The organism is Jannaschia sp. S6380 (assembly GCF_023015695.1).
Lineage (GTDB): Bacteria > Pseudomonadota > Alphaproteobacteria > Rhodobacterales > Rhodobacteraceae > Jannaschia.
The window spans coordinates 724,401-750,316 of the sequence record NZ_JALKAS010000001.1 but is presented as its reverse complement, the minus strand read 5'-3'; the positions used below and the strand labels follow the sequence as shown (position 1 = coordinate 750,316).

General features: G+C 60.5%; 28 protein-coding genes. 18 read left to right on the top strand and 10 right to left on the bottom strand.

The features are described 5' to 3' along the window. Nucleotides 1-202 precede the first annotated feature (202 nt). The 10 genes from MWU52_RS03885 (at nt 203) to MWU52_RS03840 (ending at nt 8,870) form a co-directional block, all read left to right on the top strand. Nucleotides 203-1,399, top strand: coding sequence for a sialidase family protein (locus MWU52_RS03885; RefSeq protein ID WP_246949640.1), 1,197 nt, complete (start codon nt 203-205; stop codon nt 1,397-1,399). A 2-nt stretch (nt 1,400-1,401) separates the two neighbouring features. Then, nucleotides 1,402-2,130: a response regulator gene (locus tag MWU52_RS03880; protein WP_246949637.1), complete on the top strand. Its 729-nt coding sequence runs from the start codon at nt 1,402-1,404 to the stop codon at nt 2,128-2,130. Continuing rightward, nucleotides 2,130-3,557, top strand: a complete 1,428-nt coding sequence (locus MWU52_RS03875) for an ATP-binding protein (RefSeq protein WP_246949634.1) — start codon at nt 2,130-2,132, stop codon at nt 3,555-3,557. The genes MWU52_RS03880 and MWU52_RS03875 overlap by 1 nt, the downstream gene beginning before the upstream one ends. A gap of 145 nt (nt 3,558-3,702) precedes the next feature. Next, nucleotides 3,703-4,272, top strand: a complete 570-nt coding sequence (locus MWU52_RS03870) for a L,D-transpeptidase (RefSeq protein ID WP_246949632.1) — start codon at nt 3,703-3,705, stop codon at nt 4,270-4,272. Nucleotides 4,273-4,397: 125 nt separating this feature from the next. Continuing rightward, nucleotides 4,398-4,712, top strand: coding sequence for a cytochrome c (locus MWU52_RS03865; RefSeq protein ID WP_246952752.1), 315 nt, complete (start codon nt 4,398-4,400; stop codon nt 4,710-4,712). Between the two features lie 42 nt (nt 4,713-4,754). Continuing rightward, nucleotides 4,755-5,354: a cytochrome c gene (locus MWU52_RS03860; RefSeq protein ID WP_246949629.1), complete on the top strand. Its 600-nt coding sequence runs from the start codon at nt 4,755-4,757 to the stop codon at nt 5,352-5,354. Nucleotides 5,355-5,423: 69 nt separating this feature from the next. After that, nucleotides 5,424-6,263 (top strand): cytochrome c, encoded by an 840-nt coding sequence (locus MWU52_RS03855; RefSeq protein WP_246952750.1) that lies wholly within the window; start codon nt 5,424-5,426, stop codon nt 6,261-6,263. 9 nt (nt 6,264-6,272) lie between these two features. Further along, complete coding sequence (locus MWU52_RS03850; RefSeq protein ID WP_246949626.1) at nt 6,273-7,658, top strand: multicopper oxidase family protein; 1,386 nt, start codon at nt 6,273-6,275, stop codon at nt 7,656-7,658. After that, entirely contained in the window at nt 7,655-8,140 is a 486-nt protein-coding gene (locus MWU52_RS03845; protein WP_246949624.1) for a cytochrome c, read from the top strand. The genes MWU52_RS03850 and MWU52_RS03845 overlap by 4 nt, the downstream gene beginning before the upstream one ends. Before the next feature lies 1 nt (nt 8,141). Next, on the top strand, nt 8,142-8,870 hold the full coding sequence (locus tag MWU52_RS03840; RefSeq protein ID WP_246949622.1) for a DsbA family protein: 729 nt from the start codon (nt 8,142-8,144) through the stop codon (nt 8,868-8,870). 2 nt (nt 8,871-8,872) lie between these two features. Here MWU52_RS03840 and MWU52_RS03835 read toward each other — a convergent pair whose 3' ends face one another. Continuing rightward, complete coding sequence (locus tag MWU52_RS03835) at nt 8,873-9,067, bottom strand: heavy-metal-associated domain-containing protein (protein WP_246949620.1); 195 nt, start codon at nt 9,065-9,067, stop codon at nt 8,873-8,875. Nucleotides 9,068-9,224: 157 nt separating this feature from the next. On the opposite strand from MWU52_RS03835, the gene MWU52_RS03830 reads away from it, so the two are divergent. The 6 genes from MWU52_RS03830 to MWU52_RS03805 all read left to right on the top strand — a co-directional run bounded on the left by MWU52_RS03830 (nt 9,225) and on the right by MWU52_RS03805 (nt 16,220). Then, a complete protein-coding gene (locus tag MWU52_RS03830) occupies nt 9,225-11,735 on the top strand; it encodes a heavy metal translocating P-type ATPase (protein ID WP_348645516.1) in 2,511 nt (836 codons plus the stop codon). Between the two features lie 13 nt (nt 11,736-11,748). After that, on the top strand, nt 11,749-12,147 hold the full coding sequence (gene cueR / locus MWU52_RS03825) for a Cu(I)-responsive transcriptional regulator (protein ID WP_246949616.1): 399 nt from the start codon (nt 11,749-11,751) through the stop codon (nt 12,145-12,147). A gap of 110 nt (nt 12,148-12,257) precedes the next feature. Continuing rightward, nucleotides 12,258-13,730, top strand: coding sequence for a multicopper oxidase domain-containing protein (locus MWU52_RS03820; RefSeq protein ID WP_246949614.1), 1,473 nt, complete (start codon nt 12,258-12,260; stop codon nt 13,728-13,730). Between the two features lie 80 nt (nt 13,731-13,810). Continuing rightward, nucleotides 13,811-14,773, top strand: a complete 963-nt coding sequence (locus MWU52_RS03815) for a DUF305 domain-containing protein (RefSeq protein WP_246949610.1) — start codon at nt 13,811-13,813, stop codon at nt 14,771-14,773. A 23-nt stretch (nt 14,774-14,796) separates the two neighbouring features. Then, nucleotides 14,797-15,564: a MauE/DoxX family redox-associated membrane protein gene (locus MWU52_RS03810; protein WP_246949608.1), complete on the top strand. Its 768-nt coding sequence runs from the start codon at nt 14,797-14,799 to the stop codon at nt 15,562-15,564. Nucleotides 15,565-15,569: 5 nt separating this feature from the next. Further along, entirely contained in the window at nt 15,570-16,220 is a 651-nt protein-coding gene (locus tag MWU52_RS03805) for a DUF3047 domain-containing protein (RefSeq protein WP_246949605.1), read from the top strand. Between the two features lie 5 nt (nt 16,221-16,225). Here MWU52_RS03805 and MWU52_RS03800 read toward each other — a convergent pair whose 3' ends face one another. Genes MWU52_RS03800 through MWU52_RS03790 form a run of 3 tightly spaced genes read right to left on the bottom strand, consistent with a single transcriptional unit; the run spans nt 16,226 to nt 19,639 of the window. Then, nucleotides 16,226-18,352 (bottom strand): protein-disulfide reductase DsbD domain-containing protein, encoded by a 2,127-nt coding sequence (locus MWU52_RS03800; protein ID WP_246949602.1) that lies wholly within the window; start codon nt 18,350-18,352, stop codon nt 16,226-16,228. Then, entirely contained in the window at nt 18,353-18,805 is a 453-nt protein-coding gene (locus tag MWU52_RS03795; protein ID WP_246949599.1) for a rhodanese-like domain-containing protein, read from the bottom strand. It lies immediately after the preceding gene. Nucleotides 18,806-18,856: 51 nt separating this feature from the next. Then, nucleotides 18,857-19,639, bottom strand: coding sequence for a DsbA family protein (locus MWU52_RS03790; RefSeq protein ID WP_246949597.1), 783 nt, complete (start codon nt 19,637-19,639; stop codon nt 18,857-18,859). A 162-nt stretch (nt 19,640-19,801) separates the two neighbouring features. On the opposite strand from MWU52_RS03790, the gene MWU52_RS03785 reads away from it, so the two are divergent. Further along, nucleotides 19,802-20,101 (top strand): SHOCT domain-containing protein, encoded by a 300-nt coding sequence (locus tag MWU52_RS03785; RefSeq protein WP_246949595.1) that lies wholly within the window; start codon nt 19,802-19,804, stop codon nt 20,099-20,101. A gap of 88 nt (nt 20,102-20,189) precedes the next feature. Then, a complete protein-coding gene (locus MWU52_RS03780) occupies nt 20,190-20,699 on the top strand; it encodes a disulfide bond formation protein B (protein ID WP_246949592.1) in 510 nt (169 codons plus the stop codon). On the opposite strand, the gene MWU52_RS03775 is transcribed toward MWU52_RS03780, so the two are convergent. The 6 genes from MWU52_RS03775 to trbL form a co-directional block, all read right to left on the bottom strand. Continuing rightward, nucleotides 20,696-21,304, bottom strand: a complete 609-nt coding sequence (locus MWU52_RS03775) for a hypothetical protein (RefSeq protein ID WP_246949590.1) — start codon at nt 21,302-21,304, stop codon at nt 20,696-20,698. The two genes, MWU52_RS03780 and MWU52_RS03775, sit on opposite strands and share 4 nt — an antisense overlap. Before the next feature lie 195 nt (nt 21,305-21,499). After that, nucleotides 21,500-21,775, bottom strand: coding sequence for a DUF2274 domain-containing protein (locus tag MWU52_RS03770; protein ID WP_246949587.1), 276 nt, complete (start codon nt 21,773-21,775; stop codon nt 21,500-21,502). Continuing rightward, complete coding sequence (locus tag MWU52_RS03765) at nt 21,772-22,971, bottom strand: TrbI/VirB10 family protein (RefSeq protein WP_246949585.1); 1,200 nt, start codon at nt 22,969-22,971, stop codon at nt 21,772-21,774. Before MWU52_RS03765 ends, MWU52_RS03770 begins: the two co-directional genes overlap by 4 nt. Continuing rightward, nucleotides 22,968-23,948, bottom strand: coding sequence for a P-type conjugative transfer protein TrbG (trbG, locus tag MWU52_RS03760; RefSeq protein ID WP_246949583.1), 981 nt, complete (start codon nt 23,946-23,948; stop codon nt 22,968-22,970). Before trbG ends, MWU52_RS03765 begins: the two co-directional genes overlap by 4 nt. Continuing rightward, nucleotides 23,945-24,628: a conjugal transfer protein TrbF gene (gene trbF / locus MWU52_RS03755; protein ID WP_246949581.1), complete on the bottom strand. Its 684-nt coding sequence runs from the start codon at nt 24,626-24,628 to the stop codon at nt 23,945-23,947. Before trbF ends, trbG begins: the two co-directional genes overlap by 4 nt. Then, on the bottom strand, nt 24,628-25,914 hold the full coding sequence (trbL, locus tag MWU52_RS03750; RefSeq protein WP_246949579.1) for a P-type conjugative transfer protein TrbL: 1,287 nt from the start codon (nt 25,912-25,914) through the stop codon (nt 24,628-24,630). The genes trbF and trbL overlap by 1 nt, the downstream gene beginning before the upstream one ends. Nucleotides 25,915-25,916 lie beyond the last annotated feature (2 nt).

Genomic DNA, 25,916 nt, shown 5'->3' with positions numbered 1-25,916 from the left:
CCAGTGACTGGAAGGTCAAGGCCTCCGTGGCGCTTGATACATTTTGCGACAAAGGAAGTTCGGGTCATTCGGGAAAAACCAAACTATTCTGGGCCTTATGAAGTGTGGTGCTGACATACGAAAACGCGCGTGGCCGAACTGGTGGCGCCATGGACCGGTTTGTTTCGGACTGATCGCCGTACTTAGTGCCGCGATTCTGGCAATGACGCCGCATCCGGTCGCCGCACAGATGAGTTCGACGCTCTTTGAACAGATCGAGGATGTGCCCGCACCTTCGCCTCCGGGTGCCCATGAGCCGTCACTGACTGACCATGAGGATACGCTCTACATGAGCTGGATGGAGCAGGTGGGGCCAGAGACCAGAGTCATGATGGCAGTCCGGACGGGCGAGGGTTGGTCCGTTCCGCGTCTTGTGCAACAGGGAGACGATCTCTTCGTCAACTGGGCCGATTTTCCCGGAATTGCCGTATTCGAAGACGGAACGATTGCCGTGCACTGGCTTCGGGAAATCGGTCCATCGAGTTTTGACTACCAGGTTGAGATCTCTCTGTCGCATGATGGCGGCACGACCTGGGGGCAACCCCTGATCCCGCATGACGACCGGTCATTTGCGCAGCACGGGTTCGCGTCGATGTGGTCTGCGGGCCAGAGCAGCTTGGCCGTGATCTGGCTGGATGGGCGCGCCTATGGTGCAGAGGGTGATAAGGCACTTACCGCGCCGGACGCCATGCAACTGCGCGCGACCATGCTGACAAGCGAAGGTATGCTCGGCGATGACGTCGCCATCGACTTGCAGACCTGTTCGTGCTGCCAGACTAGCCTCGCAGCGACGGGTGATGGCACAATCCTTGCCGCCTATCGCGACCGTACCGAGGGGGAGATCCGGGACATCTCGGTGGCACGACTGACCGAAAAGGGATGGGAAACACCTGTTTCGGTCCACGATGATGGATGGGAATTGTCGGGCTGTCCCGTGAACGGTCCGGCCATCGACGCCGAGGGCGGGAATGCAGCCGTCGCCTGGTTCACGGGTGCCAATGACGTTGCTGCTGTCAAAGTTGCTTTCTCTGACAATGGCGGGCGCGACTTCGATACACCGGTCCGGATTGACCAAGGCAATCCAGTCGGGCGGGTCGATCTTGAACTGCTCGATGATGGGACGGCCCTGACAAGTTGGGTCGAATGGGTTGAAGGGAATGAAGCGCTCTATCTTTGCAAGGTCCATCATGACGCGGGATGCATTTCACCGGAAATCCTGACCATCAACTCGGCAGGTGCGTCAGTGAATTTCCCGCGTATGGCGCGGTTAGGCCGGGAAGTCTATCTGGCCTGGACCCAGCCCGACGAGAACGGAGACAGTATAGCAATCCGACGCGCAGTTCTGGCGGAGCGCAACTGATCATGACCGCGCAGCCGCATATCCTCGTCGTCGACGATCATGCCGAGATCCGCCAGTCGGTCACCCGTTACTTGGAGAACAACGGCATGCGGGCCACTGCTGCGGGCAATACGGTCGAGATGGATGCCCAATTGGCCAGTGCAAGTATCGATTTGATTGTCTTGGATATCATGATGCCGGGAGAAGACGGACTTTCCGCGTGCACACGCTTACGTCAAGAGAACTGCACCACTCCCATCCTCATGCTCACAGCACTTGGCGAGGACAATGAACGTATCACGGGTCTTGATACGGGAGCAGATGACTATCTCGCCAAGCCGTTCAATCCACGCGAACTTCTGGCGCGAATCAACGCCATCCTGCGACGCGCCAGCAGCGCAACGTCGCCGCATGGCGGGGCGCTTGCCGGGAAACGCGTAAACTTTGCCGGTGTCACGTTCGACCACGATGCCGGTCAGGTCATCAGGGAAGACGGCGATACGATCACGCTCACGACAGCTGAGGCGAAGCTGCTTACGGTGTTTCTGGAACGCCCGCGCGCAGTTATCAGCCGAGACGATTTGCTCGAACTCAGCGCCGGTCGCGTTGCTGGACCGCTCGACCGGACCATTGACAACCAGGTGTCCAGGCTGCGCCGGAAGATCGAGCCGGATGTGTTGAGACCGCGGATCATCTCGACGGTCCGTAACGGCGGCTATTGCCTGAATTGCGATGTGGAGTTCGAAGCCTGATGCGGTTGGGGTTTCGCACGCAGATTGCGCTTCTTGTCGTTTCGGTGCTTTTTGTTGCCCAGGTCGTGGGCCTTTGGCTGTTCGTCGATGAACGGTCGCTGGCGGTCCAGGCGGCGATTGGAAGCGAGGCTGCGGGACGTGCCGCCAATGTTGCCCGGCTGATCGAAGGCGCGCCGCCCGAGTTACACGATGAGATCGTTGCGGCGGCAACCTCGCCCCTGGTGCGTTTTGAGCTTGGCGAGGGTCCATCGGTGACGCACACGCATCATGACGAAAATGGAGCCGTTGAAGCGCGCATCCGTGCGCTTCTGAATGACGGGTATAGCCGCGACATTCGTGTCGAGGTCCACGAGATCGAACAGGGCCTCCTTCCGCTGCCCAACCTCTCTCCCGAGATGGCCAGGATGCATGCAGAGATGATGCGAGGCACGCTAGCGGCTATCGAAATGGAAGTTTCAATCGCCATTGCGGGAGGTCGTTGGTTGAACGTCGCTACACGGTTCGAAAAACCGCCGATACAATGGTCATGGACGTCCACTCTGTCATTTGCGCTGACATCCGCGGTGCTGCTTCTTGCGATCTTCTGGTTTCTTCTGACCCGTTTGACGCGACCGCTGAACGAGCTCGCGGCGGCGGCCGAGGAGTTCGGTCGTGGGGGCGGAGAAGGACCGAAAACGCCGGTCGGTCCGAGCGAAGTCCGAAACCTGACAATCGCGTTCAACGACATGCAGGCGCGGCTCGCGCGTTTCGTGACGGACCGGACACGGATGCTGGCCGCACTCGCCCATGATCTGCGCACGCCGCTGACGGCACTGCGGGTCCGGGCAGAAATGGTGGACGACGTCGAAACGAAAGAGGGTATCTCGGCGTCGCTCGATGAAATGCAGGATATGGTCGAGGCCACGCTGGCCTATGCCCGCGGCGTTGGGCAGGGCGAAGACCTGCAGCGTATCGATGTGGCAGGGTACCTCTCAGACATCCAAATGGGCACACACGGCGGTCTTGAGCTGCAAATGGGGCCTGAAGCGGTGGTGCAGATAAAGCCCATGGCCATGCGACGTGCTTTGCGCAATCTCATCGACAACGCGCAACGATACGGGCAGGATCCGGTTCTGTCATGGGATGTGACGGGTGCAGACGTCGAAATCCGGGTCGATGACAACGGGCCGGGCATCCCGGAGAGTCATATCGCTGACGTATTCCAGCCTTTCCAAAGGATGGAACAATCCCGCTCTCTCGACACTGGCGGTCACGGCTTGGGCCTTGCCATCGCGCGCAGCGTTGTTCTTGAGCATGGCGGAACCATCGAGTTGTTGAACCGTGACGACGGCGGGCTCCGTGCGCGAATTATTCTGCCCCTGGCGATGCCTCGCAAGCGAGCGTCGGAACAAATGGCGCGTTTTGACCCTGTGTCAGATGGCGCTTAGCCGGTTCCAACAAGCGAAATCTGACCGGTTCTGTCCGATCCGGCTTTGATACATTTCCTTACAAAAAAGCAGGGTCCGAAGAGTTCCGGGAATCCGCAATGCTCGATAGAAATCAAGACGTTCGACATGGAAATGAGGCAGAACCATGCAGACAAGAAACCGAGTTGCAATGTCTCGGCGCGCTTTTGCCGGCAGCCTGGGTGCTCTGGTGCTCTGTGCACCCGCAGTAGCCAGGGCCCAATCCTCAGGCGTAGTCCGGAGAAACACGTCGGGCTTCAAACTGCACAATTGGCAGGATCATTTCGATGAGCTCGGCAAGGGCATCATCATTTCCGACACCAATTCCCGCGTCATGCAACAGTGGATGCCAGGCGGGGAAATGTTCATTTACCCAACATCGGTACCGATGACCGACGAACTCACGCGCCGCGGTTACACAGAGATCACTTTCAAGGACCCTGCGCCAGACTGGACGCCGACACCGTCAATGAGAGAGCGCGATCCTTCATTGCCGGCTTACATGCCGCCTGGGCCGGACAACCCTCTCGGTGCCCGCGCGATGCACCTGTCATGGCAGTATTATCGAATTCACGGCACCCATGACACGCGAAAGATCGGGAGACGATCTTCAAGCGGATGCATCGGTCTCTACAACGAGCACATCATCGAGGTGTACGACCGGACGCCCGTCGGCACGCAGGTCAAGCTGATCTGATGGGCCGCTACACAGTTCTGGCTGTTGCTATTGCGGCAATCATGGCCATCGGCTTTTGGTGGAGCGCTACTGAAGAGGGCGACGATCCGTCCGGGACCGTCGAATCTCGGTCCAGCGGTAGTGCTATGGTGCAGGTCGTCGTGCCCGAGACCTTCTCCGAAAACGCGATGATCGGACAAGTTGCCTTTGAAGCGAAATGTGCTGTTTGCCATGGCGCAAACGCCGCTGGTCAGGACGGTGTGGCGCCGCCGCTTGTGCACAAGATCTATGAACCCAGTCACCATGGCGACGCAGCGTTTCTGCTGGCGGCGAAAAACGGGGTGCGGGCCCATCATTGGCGCTTTGGAAACATGCCGGCGGTCGAAGGCGTGACGGATGGAGATGTGAAAATGATCATCGCATATGTGCGCGAGCTGCAACGGGCGAACGGTATCAACTGAGAACCGAGCAGAAGGAAAAGCAACATGAACACAAGAATTTGGATGACGGCCCTCGTTGCTTCATCTGTCGGGTTGGCCGCATTGGCGCATTCCGGCGCGACCGGTGTGATGAAAGAGCGTATGGACGCGATGGGCGAGATGGGAGACGAGATGAAACGTCTCGCACCTATGATGCGCGGTCAGACCGAGTACGATCCTGACGTGGTGCGCAATGCCGCCGATACGATGATTGGTCACGCCGGTAAGCAAATGACCGAGTTGTTTCCCGAAGGCTCGAATGGGGAACCCTCCGAGGCGCTTGATACGATCTGGGAGGATTGGGAAGAGTTTGCGGCGCTGGCAGAAGCCCTCCGGAACACTGCCGAAGGAATGAAACTGGCAGCCGCAAATGGTCTGGAAAGACCGGGTGATATGCCGGGCGGCGGCATGATGGGATCCGGCCAGGGCATGATGGGAACCGGGCAGGTCATGATGGGTGGAAACCAAACCATGATGGGCACTGGCCAAGGCATGATGGGCGGCGCTCCGACGCAGATGATGACCACAGAGATGCTGGCGGAAATGCCGGTCAATGCCGGGTTCATGGCCGTGACGCAGACCTGTTCGGCTTGTCATCAGAAGTTTCGCGCAGAGGACAACTGAAGCGTGTCGCGCCTGTTCAGGTCTTTGCTGCTCGTCGGTGTATTTGGAGTGGTCGGCGTTGCCGGCCTGATGGCCTGGCCGATCGGAGTCGATCCTCCGAGCGCGCTTGAGGAACTGGAAGGCAATGTTGATCGCGGCGCATATCTTGCACGCGCCTCCGGATGTATTGCCTGTCACAGCAATTTCGAAGCCGGCGGCGCGCCTCTGGCAGGAGGCGCTCCGCTTGAGACCGACTTCGGGACATTCTATCCGCCGAACCTGACGACCGATCCCGATCACGGGATGGGGACCTGGACAATGTCCGATTTCGCGCGGGCCGTCCGGCAGGGTGTTTCGCCTAGCGGTGACCCGTATTTTCCGACCTTCACATACCCTTTCTACGCGGGCTTCACGGACCAGGACATCGCCGACCTCTGGGCCGCATTCCAAACCGTCCCTGCGGTTCCAGAACCGTCGCTTGAACACGAGGCCGGTTTCCCATTCGATCAACGTTGGGGATTGAAGCTTTGGCGCGCCGCCTACCTTTCGGAGCCGGATACAGCTCCAGAGGCAGGCCGCAGCGAGGCCTGGAATCGCGGAAAGTGGCTCGTGAGGGGAGCTGCCCATTGCGGTGCCTGTCACACGGATCGGAACTTGGCAGGCGCACGGATTGCGAGCCGCATCTTTGCTGGCAACGACAGCTTGCCGGGTGGCAAAAGCGCACCCTCCATTCTGCCTGCCGATCTACAAGGTGGCGGTTGGGACGTGGATAGTCTGGCCTACGCACTGCGCACCGGGATCACACCCGAAGGCGATGTTTTCGGGGGAAGCATGGCAGAAGTTGTCAACTACGGAACAGCGTTTCTGAGTGATGCCGACCTCGCTGCGATGGCGAGCTATATCATGGACAACGACTTGTCCGAGAACTGAGAGCACTTGATGACCCTGAAACTCAACCGAAGACAGTTCATCGCGACAGGAACAGCATTCGCTGCCCTTGGGGCGAGAAGTGCCGCGGCCGCTTCGCCCGAGTTGAACGCGCGTGTCGCCGATATTCAGCTTTTGCCTAAGGACTACGGCTCAACGCGTATCTGGGGTTTTGAAGGCATGGCGCCGGGGCCAGAAATCCGGGTAATGCAGGGTGCACGGGTGCAGAGGCGATTGGTGAATGGTCTGCCCGACGCGACATCGACACATTGGCATGGCATCCGCATCGACAATGCTATGGATGGAGTGGCCGGTCTCACTCAGGAAGCGATCGCTCCTGAAGCATCATTCGACTACGATTTCATTGTGCCTGATGCAGGGACCTATTGGTACCACGCGCACAACCGCTCGTTTGAGCAGGTGGCGCGCGGCCTTCACGGCGCTTTGATCGTCGAAGAGCCCGACCCCCTCGACATCGATCACGAAGAGGTCCTGATCCTCGACGATTGGCTCATTGATCCCGACACGGCTCAGATCGCGGAGACGTTCGGGGCGATGCATGATCTGAGCCATGCAGGCCGGCTCGGGAACTACATCACGACGAATGGCACCTATAATTTGTCCAAACCGGTCATTCGTCACGAGCGTCTTCGGCTGCGCCTGATCAATGCAGCGAACGCGCGCATTTTCCGACTGGCGCTAGACGGTCTCGAGGGCTGGATTGTCGCCTTGGATGGCATGCCGTTGGTCCAGCCACGGGAGGTGGAGGGAACCTTCATCCTGGCTCCCGCGCAGCGGATTGACCTTATCGTCGATGTTATTGCCGAGACGGGCAGCGCCGGACATATCGTGCAGCTTGACCGTAATGAGAGTTTCTCGCAGGTCGCGTTCGAAGTGACAGGTGACGGTGCCAAGTCGCGAAGAGCCGCGCCGGGGCCGCTTCCACCGAACAACCACGCCATGCCCCAACTGGCAGGGGCCCGCGACCTAAGTCTCCTCATGGAAGGCGGCGCGATGGGTGGCATGCGTGGTGCAATGATGGGCCGGCGGATGTCGTCGATGCGCGACATGATGCAGTCCGGTAACTTCTGGGCGTTCAACGGAAGTGTCGGCGGCATGAACGGTGCGCCACTGGCATCCTTGTCGCACGGCGAAACAGTGCGTCTGAAGATCACCAATGACACTGTGTTCCCCCACGCAATGCACCTGCATGGTATGCACTTTCACGAGGTTGAGCCTGATGGCAGCCTTGGCCCGCTTCGGGATACGACGCTGCTGGAGCGAGGTGAGGTCCGAGATATCGCCTTTGTGGCGGACAACCCCGGAAAGTGGCTGCTGCATTGCCATATGCTGTCGCACGCGGCCGCCGGTATGATGACCTGGATTGAAGTGGCATGATCCGGGGAACGGCAATCCTAGTGGCCGGTTTCGTTCTCGTTGCGGCAGCCGGGGCCTATTTCTGGACGGCAGATGCGTCGGGCTCTGGTCCCGGTGCGATGCCAGAAGACGTGGATCTTTCGGCAGGCGAGGCCCTTTACATTGAGAATTGCGCGGCCTGCCATGGGGCCAATCTGGAAGGACAGGACGACTGGCAGAGCCCGGGCGAAGATGGCCGTCTGCCGGCACCTCCGCACGACGAGACCGGCCACACCTGGCATCACGGGGATCAGGTTCTTTTTGAGTACACGAAACTCGGGGGACGGAAGCTGATGGCGGCCCAGGGTATGGAGTTCGACAGCGGCATGCCCGGCTTCGGGGATCAGCTATCAGATCAGGAGATCTGGAACATTCTCGGATACATTCAGTCGACATGGCCGGAGCGCGTACAGGAGATGCAAGCCACGCGAACCGAAGGCGAGACGCGGAAGAGGGAAGATTGATATGCAGTTGGTTTGGAAACTGGTGGCGGTGACTGCCCTGATTGTCCCGATTGCCGCGCAAGCGGAGAGCTTGAGCGAAGATCGCGTCAAGGAGCTGGTCCTCGAGGCCATTCGCGACAATCCCGAAATTGTCCTGGAGGCGGTGCAGATCATTGAGCAACGGGAACAGCGGCGCCAGGCCGAGGCTGCTGCAACTGTTCTGTCGGACAATCGCGATCTTTTGGAAAACGACCCAAATGCGCCGGTCCTCGGCAACCCCGAAGGTGATGTAACGGTCGTCGAATTCTTCGACTACAACTGCCCCTACTGCCGTCGCGTGAAGTCTCACATTGAAGCACTGCTCGAAGAAGATCCGAATGTCCGGCTGGTCTATCGGGAGTGGCCGATCCTTGGCGACGGTTCCGTTTTCGCGGCGCGCGCAGCACTCGCGTCGCGGGAGCAGGGCAAATATGAAGAGTTTCATTGGGCTCTGATGGGAATGCCAGGGCGGGCAGAAGAAGCTTCTGTCATTCAGGTGGCGCAACAGGTCGGACTGAATATCGCACAGCTGCGACGCGATATGGAGGCGCCGGAAATCGACGCGCATATCGCGGCCTCGATGGAACTCAGTCGCGCGCTTGGCTTTAACGGCACGCCTTCATTCGTGATCGGCGATGCGCTTGTGCCTGGCGTCATCGAAGCCGATCAGATGATCCAACTTGCAGAGGAAGCCCGTGCGGCGAGGCAATAACCTCAGACCAACGCCGACTCGTATCCTGCGGCCTTGATCGCATCGCTCACGGCAGTGCTCGGCCGTTCCGTTGTGACTTCAACCGTGCGCGTTTCGAGGTCAGTAGTGACCTTGGCCTGCGGATCGAGGGCTGTGATTTCCTTTGTAATTGCAGCCGTACAGTGGCCGCAGCTCATATCTGGGACGCGGAATTTCATGCACAGTCCTTTCGTGATTTGAAGACCAGATAGAGATTCCAGCAGGTGGAAGGTCAATCATAATAAATCGGCCGCAAGAAATTTCCATAAACCCTCTTGAGCTTCCAGTGACTGGAAGCCCTATGTCATGATCGAAGCCAATTCGAAGGGATTCGTCATGACCCATAGCACGCACACCACATTGAGCATCGAGGGCATGTCCTGCGCGTCGTGCGTGGGCCGCGTCGAAAAGGCCCTTTCAACGCTGCCAGGCGTTTCCGATGTCTCGGTCAACCTCGCGTCCGAACAGGCGCGCCTGTCGGTCGATGGTTCGGATCGGCTGCAGGATGCAGCCCAAGCACTAGACAAGCTAGGGTATCCGGCGCGTACCGCCCGGGTCACCCTGAACATCGCGTCCATGTCTTGCGCGTCCTGTGTCGGGCGGGTCGACAAGGCGCTCGCGGATGTGCCGGGGGTTCTGTCGGTCACAGTGAACCTCGCGGCGGAAACCGCGGTGGTCGAGTATCTCGAAGGTGCTGTCACACCTGCCGATCTGATGGCTGCGACTTCCGCCATCGGTTACCCCGCCGAAGTCGCAGAGGCCAACGCGAGCCAGTCACGCGTCGAACGCAAGGCCGAGGAAGCGGATGCGTTGCGCCGCAACGTCCTGCTTGCGGCTGCTCTGACCCTGCCTGTCTTCGTGTTGGAAATGGGATCGCATCTAATCCCCGCCTTTCACATGGCCATCGAGAACAGCATCGGGACGCAGACGTCGTGGATCATCCAATTTGTTCTGGCGACCATCGTTCTCTTCGGCCCAGGCCGGCATTTCTTCACTAAGGGCATACCGGCGTTGCTGCGCGGTGCACCGGACATGAATAGCCTTGTCGCCGTCGGAACGGGGGCCGCATGGAGCTACTCGGTTGTCGCCACCTTCCTGCCTCGACTGCTGCCAGAGGGCGTGCGAGCGGTCTATTTCGAGGCCGCCGCTGTCATCGTTGTGCTGATCCTGATCGGACGCTGGCTCGAGGCACGCGCCAAGGGGCGGACGGGTGCCGCGATCCAGGCCCTTCTCGGTCTTCAGGTTCGCACCGCGCGTGTCCTCCGCGATGGAGAGACCGTCGAGGTAGACGTCGATAGTCTTGGTGTCGGAGACACGATCCTCGTGCGCCCGGGAGAACGAATTCCGGTGGATGGGGAAGTCATCGATGGCACCAGCAACGTCGATGAAAGCATGATCACCGGCGAACCTGTACCCGTGGTTAAGGCTGCGGGCGCAATTGTCACCGGCGGCACGGTCAACGGCACGGGTAGCCTAACTTTCCGGGCGTCGCGCGTCGGCGCTGATACGACGCTCGCGCAGATCATCCGCATGGTCGAGGACGCGCAGGGTGCCAAACTGCCTATCCAGGGGCTCGTGGACCGCGTCACACTCTGGTTCGTCCCTGCCGTCATGGCCCTGGCCGCCCTGACGGTGTTGGTCTGGCTGGTGGTCGGCCCCGACCCGGCGCTGACCTTTGCGCTGGTGGCCGGGGTCTCCGTGCTCATCATCGCGTGTCCGTGTGCCATGGGATTGGCTACCCCGACCTCGATCATGGTGGGAACAGGCCGGGCAGCAGAGATGGGCGTGCTGTTCCGAAAGGGAGATGCCCTACAGGAGCTTTCGAATGTCGACGTCATCGCGCTCGACAAGACGGGAACGGTGACAGAAGGCAAACCGACGCTCACCGATGTGGTCGTCGCCGAAGGGTTCGACCGCGAGAGAGTGCTTGCTCAGATCGCCGCCGTAGAGGACCAGTCGGAGCACCCGATCGCCGAAGCCATCGTCCGTGGTGTGCGGAGTGAAGGTATCAATGTTCCGTCTGCCTCGGGTTTCCGGTCCGTGACCGGCTACGGGGTCGCGGCCATGGTCGACAGTCAGGAGGTCATGGTCGGCGCAGATCGCTACATGCTCCGCGAGAATGTCGATATCTCCGCTCTCGTCGAAACGGAAAGGGATTTGGCTGGTCGCGGCCGTACCGCGCTTTATGCAGCGGTAGATGGCCGATTGGCCGCCGTGATCGCGGTCGCCGATCCGGTGAAACCCGCAAGCCGCGCAGCGATCTCCGCCCTGCATGACCGCGGGTTTCAGGTCGCCATGATCACCGGCGACAAGCAGGAGACGGCGGAGGCCATCGCTCGTGAGACCGGGATCGATCATGTGATCGCCGGTGTACTGCCGGACGGCAAGGTGGCGGCGCTCGATGACCTGAGGGCAGGGGGACGCAAGATCGCTTTCGTGGGCGACGGCATCAACGACGCTCCCGCGCTGGCGCATGCAGATGTCGGCATTGCCATCGGCACGGGCACGGATGTCGCCATCGAATCCGCCGACGTGGTTCTGATGTCGGGCGATCTGCGCGGCGTGGTGAACGCGGTTGAAGTGTCCAAACGGACCATGTCGAACATCCGGCAGAACCTCGTCTGGGCGTTCGGATATAATGTGGCGTTGATCCCGGTGGCCGCGGGCGTGCTGTACCCAGCGTTCGGGCTCTTGCTGTCGCCGGTCTTTGCCGCGGGTGCAATGGCGCTGTCTTCGGTATCGGTCCTGACCAACGCCCTGCGCCTGCGTCGCATCGCGCCGGCGATGAACGAAAAACGCTCACCTGGCAGGCATGTCCCGCATACCCGGACCCAACCGGCGGAATAGGAGACTCGTACCCATGAACATCGGAGAAGTCGCGGAACGCTCTGGCATCCCGCCCAAGACCATTCGCTACTACGAGGATATCGGGCTGGTGCGCCCACAACGCAGTGGCAATGGCTATCGAGCATTTCGCGAAACCGATCTGCACAAGCTTGCTTTCTTGGGCCGCGCCCGCGCTCTCGGATTTTCCATTGAGGACTGTCGGACATTGCTCAGTCTCTACGAGGACGAAAGCCGGGAAAGTGCTCAGGTCAAGGCCGTCGCCGAAGAACACCTGACAGCGATTGACGACAAGATCGCGCAGCTTCAATCCATGCGCGAGACACTCTCGCATCTGGTCAGGTCCTGCCATGGCGACCATCGCCCAGACTGTCCGATCCTCAGCGATCTGGCGGGCGGCCCGGCGGTATCCTGAACGAAGACAACAACTCGTAGCAACGGGCGACAGCGCCCTCCTGAAAGCAAAAGAAAATAAAGTCTCTTTCGAGGCGCACCTTCCTCTCCGGCTCTGCGGCGACGCTCGGTATGCCGGTTCTTCCGGCTGTGGTCAGCAGGCCGGTTTACGCGCAGACGAGCGCGGCCAGTCTTCAAGTCACCACGCGAACGCTCGACATTGGCGGCAGGGCGGCGACGGTCAAAGGAATTCTGGATGGGTCTGGAAGATCCGGTCTCGTTCTCGATCCCGGCGCGCGTTTTCGGGTCCAACTGACCAACGACTTAAAGGAAGAGACCATCGTGCATTGGCACGGTCAGATTCCGCCGAACTCCATGGACGGAGTTTCAAACACTGCGCCTATGATCGCACCGGGGGCCAGCCGGATGTTCGATTTCGTGCCGCGCCCGGGCACCTATTGGATGCACAGCCATGTTCCGGCTCAGGAGATCGACCTTCTGGCAGCGCCCCTCATCGTGCGCAGCGCCGAGGACGCAGCAAGCGACAGGCAGGAGGTCGTGATGTTCCTGCATGACTTCTCTTTCAGGTCCGGGGAGGAGATTCTGGCGGATTTTACCTCTGGCGCTGCGATGGATCACGGCATGGTCCAGCATGGCAGCCGGATGGAAACGACACCACGTCGGATAATCGGCAGCCACAGCGCGGACCCCATGCAGATCCCTGGCATGGCAGGAATGGATCATGGTGCGATGGCGATGCCTGGCATGGATCATGGCGGCGTGCCGATGGACCTGAATGATTTCGAGTTTGACGCGTATCTCGCGAACGATCGAACACGCGACGATCCTGAGGTTGTGCGGGTCGATAAGAGGGGGCGTGTTCTTCTACGGATCATCAACGCCTCTTCGATGACTGCGTTCTGGATTGATCTCGGAGATGCGCAGGGCGAACTGGTGGCTGTGGACGGAGACCCGGTCGAGCCCCTGCGCGGCTCGCGGTTCGGGCTTGCGATGGGACAACGGCTGGATATCGAACTCACGATGCCGGAAAGCGGGCTGGCGGTGCCGGTTCTTGCTCTCCGCGAGGGCGCACGGGAACGGACCGGGCTCATCCTTGCGCCAGCGGGCGCTGAAGTTTCAAAGTTGGCAAACCAAAGCGGCAGCGCCCATCCCGCGTTTTCAGGCGATGTTACGATGGAGTTAGTTCTCCGCGCGAGGCACCCGCTCGATATCAAGCGCCCGGACCGGACCCATATGATCATGCTTGGCGGGTCGATGGCGCCATATTCCTGGACGATCAACGGCCAGCTTTGGGGACGACACACACCGATTGCGGTCCTTCAGGGCGAACGCGTCGAGATGATGTTTCACAACATGTCGATGATGGCGCATCCGATGCATCTACACGGTCATGTCTTCCAGGTCGTTGACATCAACGGAACCCGCATCGCAGGCGCTGTCCGCGATACAGTTCATGTCCCCGCGATGGGAATGGTGACCGTCGCCTTCGACGCGGGCGAAGTGGCGCCGTGGATGCTGCATTGTCACCATATGGCGCATATGGCGACGGGCATGATGACGGAACTGGATGTCAGAGCCACCTGAAAAGAATAGATAATCCTGATTATTCGGAACCCTCCAGCGCTGGAGGGTTGTTTCTGTGGAAACTACTCCGGAGGATCATCATGTCTGACGCAACGCATCAGAATACTCAAGCAGCGACTGCCTCACACGGCGCGCGGCAGACCGCTCGTGACAGAGCATCGGGGCATTCGACATCATCCTATGGCAAATTCTTTGCCATGATCGGCACGTCGACGGCGATCATGCTCGCTCTGATGTACTTCAATACCTACCAGTGGACTCATCTGTTCTGGTCCGAAACACGCTTTTACATGGCCTTCGTGATGGGTGCGGCCATGGCCCTTGTAATGCTGACCTTCATGCTCGGTATGTACAAGAGCAAGGCGATGAACGCTGCAATCTATCTCGGATCAATCGTCGTTTTTGCTGGGGCTCTCTGGCTTGTTCGAAGCCAGGTTACAGTTGGCGACACCAGCTTCATGCGCGCTATGATCCCGCACCATTCCATCGCGATCATGACGTCGTCGCGATCGAACCTGTCAGACCCTCGCGTCCAGAAGCTCGCTGATGAAATCGTTTATGCGCAAGACAAGGAAATCGCTGAAATGCGGTACCTGATCGAGGATATCGAGGCCAACGGCGACGGGACCGAGGAGGAGGCACCTGAAGCACAGATCGTCCCGCTTTCGGAGGCGCTCTCGACCGCCAAGGTTGCCGCCATCGATCCGGAATTTCTGACCGAGGCCGATATCGCCAAGCTGTTTCCCGATGGCGCGGCCTGCACGTTCAACTTCACCACCACGGCCAAACCTACTGTTGCCATGGGCGACGTCGACGGCGAAGCCGTAGCTCTGATGAAGCTGAGCGGCGATCTGATCCGCCTCTCTGCTTCGGAGACTACGAGCGATGATGCTGTCTCGCTTTCGACCGATGGGATGGCGGTTTCTATAACGCCGACCGAGGACGGGTCTTCGGACGACGCACTTGCCGAGTCGACGCTGATTTACACGCTCGATGCCGGATCCCGAGCCGGGTTCATCGGCTGGACACGCTGCGACGCGTGACGTCAAACCGACAGGAGCTGACCATGCCGAAAGATACGGTATCCGACGCGAAAAAAGCCGTTCTCTACCGAATGGTGATGGAGGATCATCTCTGCCCATACGGGCTCAAGTCGAAGGATTTACTTGAGCGGGAGGGCTACGAGGTAGAGGACCACCACCTCACGTCTCGTGCGGAGACCGACGCATTCAAGAAGGAATATGGCGTCGAGACGACGCCTCAAACCTTCATCAGCGGTGAGCGTATTGGTGGGTACGACGCGCTCCGGAAGCATTTTGGCCAGGAGGTGCGAGGAGAGGACGAAACCACCTATCAACCGGTCATCGCGATCTTCTCGGTTGCTTTCCTAATGGCGCTCGGACTGAGCTGGGCCTCCTTCGGGTCCATCTTCACCTTACGCGCCTTCGAGTGGTTCATCGCGGTCTCAATGTGTTTTCTCGCGGTTCAAAAGCTCAAGGACGTCGAAGGCTTCTCCACGATGTTCTTGAATTACGATCTATTGGCGCAACGGTGGGTCCGCTACGGATATGTCTACCCATTTGGCGAGGCGTTGGCTGGCGTTCTCATGGTCGCCGGAGCCCTAGTTTGGATAAGCGCGCCCGTCGCATTGCTTATCGGGACCATAGGCGCTGTTTCGGTCTTTAAAGCGGTCTATATCGACAAGCGGGATTTGAAGTGCGCCTGCGTCGGCGGCGGCTCCAACGTACCATTGGGATTTGTGTCACTGACCGAGAATTTGATGATGATTTTCATGGGGCTGTGGATGCCTGCACGCGCACTTGGGTGGTTGTGAAAAACGTGATTGATACGAGAAATACGATCTTCGCGGCGTTGCTTGCGCTGCAACCTGGGCTGGGGTTTGCCGAAGCGCTCGTGGAGTTCGACGGCAGCTGGAAAGAGCAGGGGTTCTTAAGGCTATTTTCCAACGACTACGTCCAGCGAGGACGACAACTGGACGTGATTTCCGATGGGACAGTTTCACTCTTGTGGCGGCCGGTCGATCAATCTGAACGAGACGCTGTTGAGGCCAGATGGGCGTGGCGCGTGCAAGAGGGCGTCACTGCGACGGATCTGACGGTCAAGGGGAGCGACGATCGCAATCTGTCAGTTTATTTCGTCTTTGTGGATGAAACCCGCGCCGACGCACTTTCTGGTGGAAACGCCAGGCGGATTTTGCGCGAAGAATCCGCCCGCGCTCTTATCTATGTGTGGGGTGGGGCACATGAAGTCGGGTCCATTTTGCCCAGCCCATATTCTCCACGGCTGCGTACCAAAGTCCTGCGTACAAGCGGCTCCGGGGAGCATCGGGAAAGCGTGGATCTGGCAGGAGATTTCAGAGCAGCGTTCGGCGATGATCCTGGTACACTGATTGGTCTGGCCATCTCGGCCGACAGCGACGACACAGATGGTAGGATTGTCGCTTCAGTAGCGAACCTGGTTCTGAAATAGTCTCGTCATTCGTTTCCGGGTTTTCGTGTTGAAGCAGCGGCCAGCGCATCAATGACAACTGCTTGCGTCAGAACTTCTGGCAGCACCACACCGGACGGCGCCGCTGGGCCGAACACGATATTGAAAGGAATGCCGTAGCGTCCGTGGAGTTCAAGGAAGCGGGCGATCTCGTCATCCGGTCGGGTCCAGTCGGCCTGCATGGCAATTACCGTCTCGTCGCTCAACCTGCCAGCAATCGGCCCGCGATCCAGGACGAGCGTTTTGTTGGCCTTGCAGGTCAGGCACCAATCGGCCGTGACATCCACAAACACGGTTTGGCCTTCTGACACATATCTTGCGATCTGCTGCGGCTCGAATGCCTGCCAGTAGGTGTTCGCTGTCGGATTTTCGGGCTTCGATTGATGCGTGAACAGGCCGACCCAGATCAGGGGCAGTATGAGACTGGCAGCGATCAGACTGCTCCTTGAAGTTCCGTGTGGCCGACCTGTCTTGAGCAGTAGGATCAGAACAGTGGTGCAGGCGGCGACCAACGCAGCGCCAGGCCATCCCGTTAGCCCAACAAGTATGAAAAGCAGCCATCCGGCAGTCGCCACCAGGAGAAGTCCGAGGCCGGCTTTGATGAGCAGCATCCAACGGCCAGGGCGGGGCAAGCGCTCGACTAGGGCGGGGCGTGCCGCAATGAACAGGTAGGGCGACGCCAGTCCAATCCCGAGAGCGGTGAAGACGAACAGCACATCGGTCGCGCTGCCTGCCAAGGCAAAAGTGATCGCTGTCCCAAGGAACGGCGCAGAACATGGGGTTGCCAGAACGGCGACAAGCAGACCAGTGCCGAAATCAGCGGCATACCCGGAACCTGTACTGTTCGCCCCGAGGCGATTCTGGATGCCAGAGGGCAGGGAAATCTCAAACAAACCGAGCACGTTGGCTGAAAAAATGGAAATCACGATGAACATCAGTGCTACGAAGACGGGATTTTGGAACTGGATACCCCAGCCAACCGACACGCCGACCCATTTGAGGCCAAGAACGAACATCGCAAGCATCCAGACGAATGTCAGGACACCCATTGCGGTAAACAGAAACCCGTTCCGAATGATCCGTTGAGATTGGCCTGATGCTTTCAGAACCGAAGCGAGCTTGATCGACAGGACAGGCAATACACAGGGCATCACGTTCAGGATCAGACCTCCCAGAAAGGCGATCGCAGCGATCGTTGCCAACTGAAGTGCGCTCGTACTTGAAGATGCTCTTTCATAGGGCGGGGCAGGGACGTCGGTACTCAAAACCACCGGAGCTGTGACCGCCCGTCCGCTATCTGTCACCGTAAGGAACGGCGTTGTATGCTCGTCCGACCACGCGTTCAGAGGAATGCGAGCCCATAAATCTGATCGATCGCGGTTGAGCCGGATATCAGGCTTGCCGAACGTCACCAGAGGCCCGAATTCGGGAAAGACGTCGACGGTCTCGAATGGTCGGTCGCTTTCGGCTGTGACAACGAGTGCAGAAGACCTTTCGTCACGGGCCACGGCCGTGATCTTGATATCGCTTTCGTCCGCGTTCGCCGGAACGCGCGCAACGAAAGTTGCGATTGCGTCGGCAGACACTTGATCAATGCCAGTGCCGCTCGGAACATCCAGAGCCAGGTCGAAGGCATGAGGGACGCAGACATCGGAACATGTCAGGAGCGTCACGCTGGCGCGAAGCTTCAAGGGCTTGCCACGGTCTTTCAGCGTCGTTCGGATCGGCAGGACGACTATGCCAGAATACCCGAAGTTCTCGATGCCGAAGGCCTCAAAGCGATCCGGTGCAGGCCACAGGATTTCGGCAGAAGCTAGATTGGAAGAATCTTGCCAGTCAACTTCTGGCGCCAGACCTACCTCGCCGGGCGTTCTCCAATACCCTTTCCATCCTTCACCATATTCGAGAACCAGTCCGAGAGAGACGGTGGATGCGTCCGGTGTGATGCCATCCTCGGCTGAAATCAGGCGAGCGGCGACCGCCGGGTTTTCAAAAACATTCGACTCGGCGGCTTGCGCGACGTCCAGATGTGCGAGCGTAACCCACACTGCGAATATGGTCATGACGCGCGTAGCAAGCCATTTCACTCGCGGTGTCACCGCCTCTTCCGCCATTCAGCGCAGCGCTTGCGGCATCGCTGCGAGTGCCGTTTCGAGATCGGTGATCGGCAAACCACGCGCGATCCAACCGGGACCGCGGCGCGAGCCAAGCATGCCCTCGGAGACATCGATAAAGCCGGTATATCCGGCACGTTTGAGGGCTGCCAATAGCTGCGCACTGCGACCGCCAGTGGCGCAGATCAGCGCGACGGGCCGTCCAGCAGCGAGATCACGTGCCGCAAAGAGCCGCTGTTCAAAGCCTCGCTCGTGCATGCTGACCGGCCAGGCTCCCTTAGCAAGGCCCGTCTCTGCCCATTCGGCACGAGTGCGTACATCCAGCAGAGTTATTGCTTCCGCGTCGAGTGCCTCGGCAACTTCTGGTGCCGACCAAATTTCGCGGGTCGCAGCCCATGCGATACCAGGCAACACCATTGCAGCGGTGAGCGCGCAGAACTGTCTTCTATTCATGGTATCTCCAATTCTCGTCACGCGCTTGTCGGCCTCCGTGACTGAAATCGATCACACTGTGACGCACGCTGCGTTCCAACCCTCTTCTCTTTCCAGTTCGATGATCTTTCGCACCATTGTGTCGCTGATCTGCCCTTGAACAACCGTACGACCAATGACCAGCGCCGGCGTTCCAACAAAGGCGAACACACGCGCAAGCGCTGAGCTGTTTTCCAACTCCCGCACGACTTCGGGACTCTCCATGTCCGCGACCAAACGTTCTTCATCGACTCTAAGATCGCCCGCGAGACGCGAAAGATACTCCGGCGTTGCTTGGAAGGGCGTTGTCATCAGTCTCTCGTGAAAGGTGACATACGCGCCCTGACGCTTTGCCGCGAGGGCTGCTTTGGCAGCTAGATTCGAGCTATCACCCAACAAGGGAAGCTCGTGCCATGCGACTGCAACCTCGTTTGGCATCGCGTTGGTCATTTCCGCAAGCCGCTCCGTCTGAATGCGGCAGTACGGGCAGTAGTAGTCTGAGAATGACGCGATCGGCACCCTTGCAGGACTGGTTCCCAGTTCGCCGTAGAGAGCGTCACATAGATTGTTCGACACGCGCTCTAACGCTGCCTCCTTTCGAGCGATGACCGCATCGCTTTCGCGGGTACCTAGCCCTACGAAGGGATCAAAACCGCCTGAGGTGTCACCCGCGACGTATTTCCGAAAGCCATCGGGGTTATCGAGCGGCTCGAGTTCCAGTTTCTCAGGCAAAAGCGACGGCACTGTGCGCAAAGCCGCGTATCCCGCGACAATCGCACCGAGTGTTACGAGTGTCGATCGCTTTCCAGAATCCATTCCGCTACTTCGCCTACTCTGACTGAACCGGCAGTACCGCTATGTTCGGGCCATGGTCAACTCTACAAACTGATACATTTCTCGTCGTGAAAACAGGACGTTGTCCGGGTATCAAAGGCTTGGATCGATGGTTGGCGACATCGTTTGGATTAGGAGATCAACATGTATCGATTGGGGGTGCTTGCAGCGCTGTTCGCGACACCTGCCTTGGCCGATCCAGACGGCTACGGGCACATGTCGGGCTGGGGATATGGGATGGGCATGATGTTTGGTCCTATCCTTTGGATTGTTGTTCTGGGATTGGTTGTTGCGGGTGTCGTTTGGTTCGTTCGCAATACGGATGTTGGATCGAGCACGCGGGGGAAGTCCGACGCGATGAGCGAACTAGATTTGCGTTTCGCGAAGGGCGAAATAGACGCTGAGGATTACACGGCTCGAAAGAAGCTGCTGACAGGCGAATAGCCATGCAGGTCAATGCATGGCGCGCGAAGGCTCAGGATCTTTGCTCAACGAACCTTGGGCCAAATCAATCTGACTTTGCGAGGCAAAAGTGACAGGCAAACAACTTGGGTTGCTCGCTGCGGGGGGATCCGCTGTTCTTCTTCTGTCAGCATTCATCTTTCAGGCACTCGGATATGCACCGTGTGCTATGTGCATTTGGCAGAGATATCCCCATGCCGTGGCGATTGGGGCGGGGGTGTTGTTGGCCATTGGGTTTGCTCCATTGGTTCTCCTAGCTGTTGGCGCGGCGTCCGCAGCGACGACCGCCATAATCGGAGTGTACCACACGGGTGTCGAACGTGACTGGTGGCAAGGGCCTACATCTTGCACCGGGTCCGGGCTGGATCTCTCGAGTCTGACCGGGTCGGATCTGTTACCATCAGCATCGTCGGGTCCGTCCAACCTGGTCATGTGCGACGAGGTCGCCTGGGAGTTCCTAACTCTGTCCATGGCAAGCTGGAACGCTATTTGGAGTGCAGTTCTTGCCTGGATTTGGGTCCTGGTGATTATTCGAGTAATCACCCACAGGCAGTCGCTTGAAGCTGCAAAGCCCAGTTAGGCTTGCAGACCAACAAAGAGGGCCGCCAAAGCTGTCAGGCAGGCCGCCCCAGCCGCAAATATCAGAAGCGCGATTGCTACCGGTCCGATCGGATCCGGAAAAAAACGGATGACCGGTGCGAGGCGTGGCGAGCTTCGGACCGCAGAAATGTACAAAGGGATGGCGCTTACCAGAGTCGCATAGAGATAGACCCCGGAGATGTTCTCGAAGAGTGCAGAGCGCGCAAGTGTCGGTGCGACGACCCGCAAAGCTGTCGTACGGCTTCCGCCAAACGATCCGTACCAGTCGGCTGAAACAACGTAGATTAACGCGTGAAGGCCAACGAAAAGACCGAGTCTGGAGAAGAAATCGACGACGATGTAGGTGCCCGGGTCGCGACCACCTCCGGAACTTTCTTTAGAAACTGCGAAAAGAAAGAAACCGACGTAGTTGACGATCACGACCACTGGTAGGCCATTCGTCAAAACCTGTCTCAGAAACCGCTTTAGGGCAGGTCCTCCGTCGGCCAAAGCGGTTGCAAAACCTGGCGAAAGCGCAACGTAGAACACTAGGACAGGCAGCAATCCAGCCAAACTGAAGAGCAGGACATTTCTGAGAAACTGCATTCCTGGCATACGGGTTGAGAAGTACCGTTCCAAACCACCAGCCTCTGTTCGCGTTAGAAAATAGTTTAAGCGCGATGGAGCCAAGTTGGCCATGGAGGATCGGACCGACTCCGTAGCGACCTGATGCGGCTAGGGCGGGCTGATGTGCGATCCGTGTGCAAATCGATCCGCCACAGAGTCTCCGACCAAAGATGCTTAACCCTGCTCGCCATCGGGTTGCGCTTGCGCATCCGGAGGCTTCTTGCGGCTGGCCCGCGACCCCGTCTTGCGCGCTGTTGCGAACCCACGGTCCGTTGACATGAAGCGGGCGAGCATGGGGGCAACGAGGCGCGCAGGCTCCAGGTCCTGGCCTGTCTGGTGGCCCAGGACCGCTGCATAGTCGCAGAGGTCGCGGTGCACGTCGGCGGGCAGCTCGACGGTCAGCTTGACCGGCTTGTCGTCATGGATCGGGCCGAGCTTCAGCTTCGTCATCTAATTTCTCCCAGAGGTTCGAGGATCAGGTCGCGGGTGACCATGACGCGGACGGGGAAGCCCGGGCGGATGGTCAGTGTCGGCGGGACGGCGAGTTGCTGTCTCACGATCTCGTCCCCGGTCCGCCCGATCGTGTCCTGTGCGGCTTCGCGGATGGCACGGGCGACATCATCCTCGCTGTCGGCTCCGCTCTCCAGGCCGAGGTTCAGGATCGTGGCGAGGCCAGCAGCGAGGAAAACGCGACCCCAATGGTAGTTCACCCGGTCCTGGAGGCCGGACGCGCCGGTTCCGTCCGTACCGGGCGCGCGTTCCAGAACAATGGAGCGACCATCCGGAAGGATGAGGCGGGTCCATACGAGGAGCAGGCGGCTTTGCCCGGCCGCGACACGGCTGTCGTATTCTCCCAGAAGCCGTGCGCCTTGCGGGATCAGCAGGTAGCGACCCGAGGGGCTGTCATAGACGTTCGAGGTCACCTGCGCCGAGATCTGGCCGGGGAGGTCGGAGCGAAGGCCGGTGATGAGGGCCGCGGGAATCACGGTGCCCGCCTGCAGGATGTAGGGACTGGGCGGTGCCGTGATGCGCTCAGCGCTCACGGATCCCGTATCGCCGGTCCGCGTGAGGAAGGTCTCTCGGCTCGAGACGGGGTCGTTGGTCGCGCCGGCGTTCGGGCTGTTGGGGAAGAGCGCGCCCGTCGCGGGCAAGGACGGGACTGACGGCGTGCCGCCGCGCGGCACGGTCTGGGCCTCGGCAAAGAGGGCGCTCAGGCGGGCGGCTTCGATCTCCTGAAGTCTGCGTTGTTCGTCCGGATCGACGGTCGTCGGGACCGGCCCCGCAAGCGGCGGAGCAGGCACAGGCTGACCCCGATCCTGAGCGCCGAGAATGGCGCGGCCAAGCTCACCGGGCAGAGGCGGTCCGAGACGCGGGATATCGGCATAGTCGCGTGGCAGCGTCGAGAGCCCTTCGGCGGCTTGGATCCGTTCCGTGGAGTAGAGCTCGGTCTGACTTCCGACCGGTCGGTTGCTTTGCAGTGCCATGATCAGGATTGCGCCGAGCCCGAGCCCGCCGACTGCCGTTGCAATCGCGATGGCCCGGCGGGACAGACGCATCACCCGGGGTGGGTCCGGCCTCAGGCGAAGTTCGCGGGCGATGTCCTCTTCAATCTTTGGGCGCTCGGGCATTTCGGGTGGGTGTGTCATCGCTCCGCCTCCGGTCGAGGGCCGCTCGGCTGACGTCGGATGCCATCCGTCCGCACGATCCGTACGACCTGTTGCTGGCTTTCGCCGAGGCGCAGCTCCGCCGCACCGAACAGACGGTCGACGATCAGCACGTTCCCGAGCACGCGGGTGTTGACGATCTGGCCACGCCCATCCGCGCCGATCACGAAGAGCGGGGGCATTTCGCCCTGGGCGATGCCCGGCGGGAAGACGACGTAGACACGCCGCCCGTCGTCGAAGACCGAGACCGGGCGCCACGGCGGCGTGTCGCCCTGCAGGCCGTAGCGGTAGTGCCGGTCGGCCTCTGGCGGGATCGCCGGACGCCGGAGGATCGGGGCGCGGGGCGTGGATCGCACCTCCGGGTAGGCCCATGCAACGCTGGGCATCCAGGTCTCTTCGTTCGCGTGCAATTCGATGTGATAGGTGCGCCGGTCGGTGTTGACGACGAGATTGGTGGCGATGTTGGGGCGCGTGGGTTTCACGAGGATATGGACACGCTCGCTGCGTCCCGACCCGCTTGTGGTGTCGCCGATGATCCAGCGCGCGGTGTCGCCAGCGGCAATGGGGCCGGGGCCGGTCAGGCGTTCGCCAGGTTCGAGCGCGATATTCGTGATCTGCCCGGGGGCGGCATAGACCTGGTAGAGCGCGCCCTCGCTCCACGGAAAGATCTGCATGGCGTTGTAATAGCCCTGCTGGCGGGGTTCGACGCGGGCGGCGGCATTGGCGGCGATGATGCGGGCCTCCGGTGTGTCCGCTTCCGGATCGCCGCCGCGGGAGGGCGTCCAGGCCGGGGGTGTGTGGACCGGGCGTGGTGGTCCCTCAACAGGGGGCGGCGGCGGTGGCGGAGCAAGGGCCGGGACCTGGTCGTCATAGGCGATTTCGGGCGGGCGTTGCCCCGTGCAGGCGGTCAGCGCCGTGGCCGCTAGGAGAAGAATGGGGATGGGGCGAAGTCGTCTCATTGGGCATTCTCCCTCGACCAGTTGATGGCATGGACATAGACGCCGAGCGGGTTGGCCCGCAGGCGCTCTGCATCGCGCGGGGGCTGGATCACGACGGTCAGGATGGCGGTCCAGCGTTCGGTTGTGGCGAGCTGACCGTTTTCATAGCGCCGCTCGATCCAGGCGACGCGGAAGCTCGACTCTGATGCACGGATGACGCTGGAGACCTCGACGGAGACCTGTGTGTCACCAACGCTGGCGAAGGGATCGTTCACGCGGGCATAGTCGTTCAGCGCAATCCCGCCGCGATCCGTGGCGAAGTCATAAGCACGAAGCCAGTTCTGGCGCAGCACGATCGGATCGGCCGGGACCTGCCGGACAAGCTCGACGAAGCGGGCGAGATGCCAGGCGATCTGCGGATCGGTCGGGCGATACTCGGCCAAGGCTGGCGTGACGGCCTGTGCCGCACCGAGATCGTCGACCTCGACCACGTAGGGGACGACGCTGCTGCGCGTCGATTGCCAGGTGAGCGCCGCGCTGAGCCCGGCGGACAGGGCGAGGCAGCCCATTGCCATGAGGCGCCAGTTTCGGGCCTGAACGCGGGCCGAGCCGATGCGCTCGTCCCAGACCTGGGCGGCCTTCTGGTAGGGGGTGACGGGCTCGGGCGTGGTGCCATATCGAACACTGGGGCGTCGGAACATCAGGAGGACCTTTCGGAGAGGCTGACGACCGTGCCGCCGCCGCCATGGTCTCCGGAGCGGATGACATGGGCGGCGGTGGAAAGGCCGTGTTGAAGGGATTGCTGGCGCTTCATCCGGCGCGCCCAATCGGGCGGGCCGTCATTGGCCGGGGAGGGCAGGGCACCACCCGCCATCCGTCCCCCGGTGGCGGCATAGGCTGCGCGGGCACCAGACTGCGCGCCTTCCGAGATCGCGCGCCGGAGCGGGCTGAACGCTGCGACGGCACCGGTCTTGCCGACCGCTGCCACGCCACCGACGGTTTTTCCGAGGCCTGTGCTGCGGGAAGCCGCGCCAAGCTGGTATGCAGTGGCGGTTCCGCTGCCGACAGCGCTGGCACCACGCAGGGCCGCGCCACCGGTGCCAAGGGCCATCCGGGTTCCGGCCACACCGGCGACCGCGGCCCCGCCCACGGCGATACTGGTGCCGACCGCGGCCCCTGCGCCAAGTTGCGGCCCGCCCGAGACGATGCCATTGGCGATGCCCGGTCCAAAGATGCCGAGGGCGAGGAGCGCCAGCGCGCCGAGGACCACGGACATCGCGTCGTTGATCGTGGGTTCGCCCGCGAATCCGGCGGTGAATTCACTGAAGATGGTGGAGCCGATGCCGACGATCACGGCCAGCACCAATACTTTGACGCCCGAAGAAATGACGAGGCCCAGCACGCGTTCGGCCATGAAGGCGGTCTTGTTGAACAGGCCGAAGGGCACGAGGATGAAGCCTGCCAGCGTGGACAGCTTGAATTCGATCAGGGTGACGAAGAGCTGGATTGCGAGGATGAAGAACGAGAGCAGCACCACCAGCCAGGCGAAGAACAGGATCCCGATCTGGATGAAGTTCTCGAAGACGGCGACGAACCCGGAGAGGTCGGCGATGGAGGCGAGGATCGGCTGCCCGGCCTCGAGCCCGACCTGCGCGATGCGCCCGGGCTGCAGCAGCTCGCTGGCGGAAATGGTGCCGCCGGTGGCGACCAGGCCAAGCCCCGCGAAGCTGTCAAAGACGATCCGGGCCAGCGTGTTCCAGTTGCCGATGATGTATGCAAAGACCCCGACGAAGAGGGTCTTCTTCACCAGCCGCGCGATGATGTCGTCATCCGCGCCCCAGGCCCAGAAGAGGGCGGCCAGCGTGATGTCGATGACGATCAGCGTGGTGGCGAGGAAGGCGACGTCGCCGCCGAGAAGTCCGAAACCGGAATCGATGTAGGAGGCGAAGACCTCGAGAAACCGGTCGATGACGCTGACGCCGCCCATTG

Excerpts from the sequence above, each read along its gene's own strand:
- MWU52_RS03885 (WP_246949640.1), top strand. The coding sequence starts at position 203 with ATGACGCCGCATCCGGTCGCCGCACAGATGAGTTCGACGCTCTTTGAA.
- MWU52_RS03880 (WP_246949637.1), top strand. The coding sequence starts at position 1,402 with ATGACCGCGCAGCCGCATATCCTCGTCGTCGACGATCATGCCGAGATC.
- MWU52_RS03875 (WP_246949634.1), top strand. The coding sequence starts at position 2,130 with ATGCGGTTGGGGTTTCGCACGCAGATTGCGCTTCTTGTCGTTTCGGTG.
- MWU52_RS03870 (WP_246949632.1), top strand. The coding sequence starts at position 3,703 with ATGCAGACAAGAAACCGAGTTGCAATGTCTCGGCGCGCTTTTGCCGGC.
- MWU52_RS03865 (WP_246952752.1), top strand. The coding sequence starts at position 4,398 with ATGGTGCAGGTCGTCGTGCCCGAGACCTTCTCCGAAAACGCGATGATC.
- MWU52_RS03860 (WP_246949629.1), top strand. The coding sequence starts at position 4,755 with ATGACGGCCCTCGTTGCTTCATCTGTCGGGTTGGCCGCATTGGCGCAT.
- MWU52_RS03855 (WP_246952750.1), top strand. The coding sequence starts at position 5,424 with ATGGCCTGGCCGATCGGAGTCGATCCTCCGAGCGCGCTTGAGGAACTG.
- MWU52_RS03850 (WP_246949626.1), top strand. The coding sequence starts at position 6,273 with ATGACCCTGAAACTCAACCGAAGACAGTTCATCGCGACAGGAACAGCA.
- MWU52_RS03845 (WP_246949624.1), top strand. The coding sequence starts at position 7,655 with ATGATCCGGGGAACGGCAATCCTAGTGGCCGGTTTCGTTCTCGTTGCG.
- MWU52_RS03840 (WP_246949622.1), top strand. The coding sequence starts at position 8,142 with ATGCAGTTGGTTTGGAAACTGGTGGCGGTGACTGCCCTGATTGTCCCG.
- MWU52_RS03835 (WP_246949620.1), bottom strand. The coding sequence starts at position 9,067 with ATGAAATTCCGCGTCCCAGATATGAGCTGCGGCCACTGTACGGCTGCA.
- MWU52_RS03830 (WP_348645516.1), top strand. The coding sequence starts at position 9,225 with ATGACCCATAGCACGCACACCACATTGAGCATCGAGGGCATGTCCTGC.
- cueR (WP_246949616.1), top strand. The coding sequence starts at position 11,749 with ATGAACATCGGAGAAGTCGCGGAACGCTCTGGCATCCCGCCCAAGACC.
- MWU52_RS03820 (WP_246949614.1), top strand. The coding sequence starts at position 12,258 with ATGCCGGTTCTTCCGGCTGTGGTCAGCAGGCCGGTTTACGCGCAGACG.
- MWU52_RS03815 (WP_246949610.1), top strand. The coding sequence starts at position 13,811 with ATGTCTGACGCAACGCATCAGAATACTCAAGCAGCGACTGCCTCACAC.
- MWU52_RS03810 (WP_246949608.1), top strand. The coding sequence starts at position 14,797 with ATGCCGAAAGATACGGTATCCGACGCGAAAAAAGCCGTTCTCTACCGA.
- MWU52_RS03800 (WP_246949602.1), bottom strand. The coding sequence starts at position 18,352 with ATGGCGGAAGAGGCGGTGACACCGCGAGTGAAATGGCTTGCTACGCGC.
- MWU52_RS03795 (WP_246949599.1), bottom strand. The coding sequence starts at position 18,805 with ATGAATAGAAGACAGTTCTGCGCGCTCACCGCTGCAATGGTGTTGCCT.
- MWU52_RS03790 (WP_246949597.1), bottom strand. The coding sequence starts at position 19,639 with ATGGATTCTGGAAAGCGATCGACACTCGTAACACTCGGTGCGATTGTC.
- MWU52_RS03785 (WP_246949595.1), top strand. The coding sequence starts at position 19,802 with ATGTATCGATTGGGGGTGCTTGCAGCGCTGTTCGCGACACCTGCCTTG.
- MWU52_RS03775 (WP_246949590.1), bottom strand. The coding sequence starts at position 21,304 with ATGCAGTTTCTCAGAAATGTCCTGCTCTTCAGTTTGGCTGGATTGCTG.
- MWU52_RS03770 (WP_246949587.1), bottom strand. The coding sequence starts at position 21,775 with ATGACGAAGCTGAAGCTCGGCCCGATCCATGACGACAAGCCGGTCAAG.
- MWU52_RS03765 (WP_246949585.1), bottom strand. The coding sequence starts at position 22,971 with ATGACACACCCACCCGAAATGCCCGAGCGCCCAAAGATTGAAGAGGAC.
- trbG (WP_246949583.1), bottom strand. The coding sequence starts at position 23,948 with ATGAGACGACTTCGCCCCATCCCCATTCTTCTCCTAGCGGCCACGGCG.
- trbF (WP_246949581.1), bottom strand. The coding sequence starts at position 24,628 with ATGTTCCGACGCCCCAGTGTTCGATATGGCACCACGCCCGAGCCCGTC.
- trbL (WP_246949579.1), bottom strand. The coding sequence starts at position 25,914 with ATGGGCGGCGTCAGCGTCATCGACCGGTTTCTCGAGGTCTTCGCCTCC.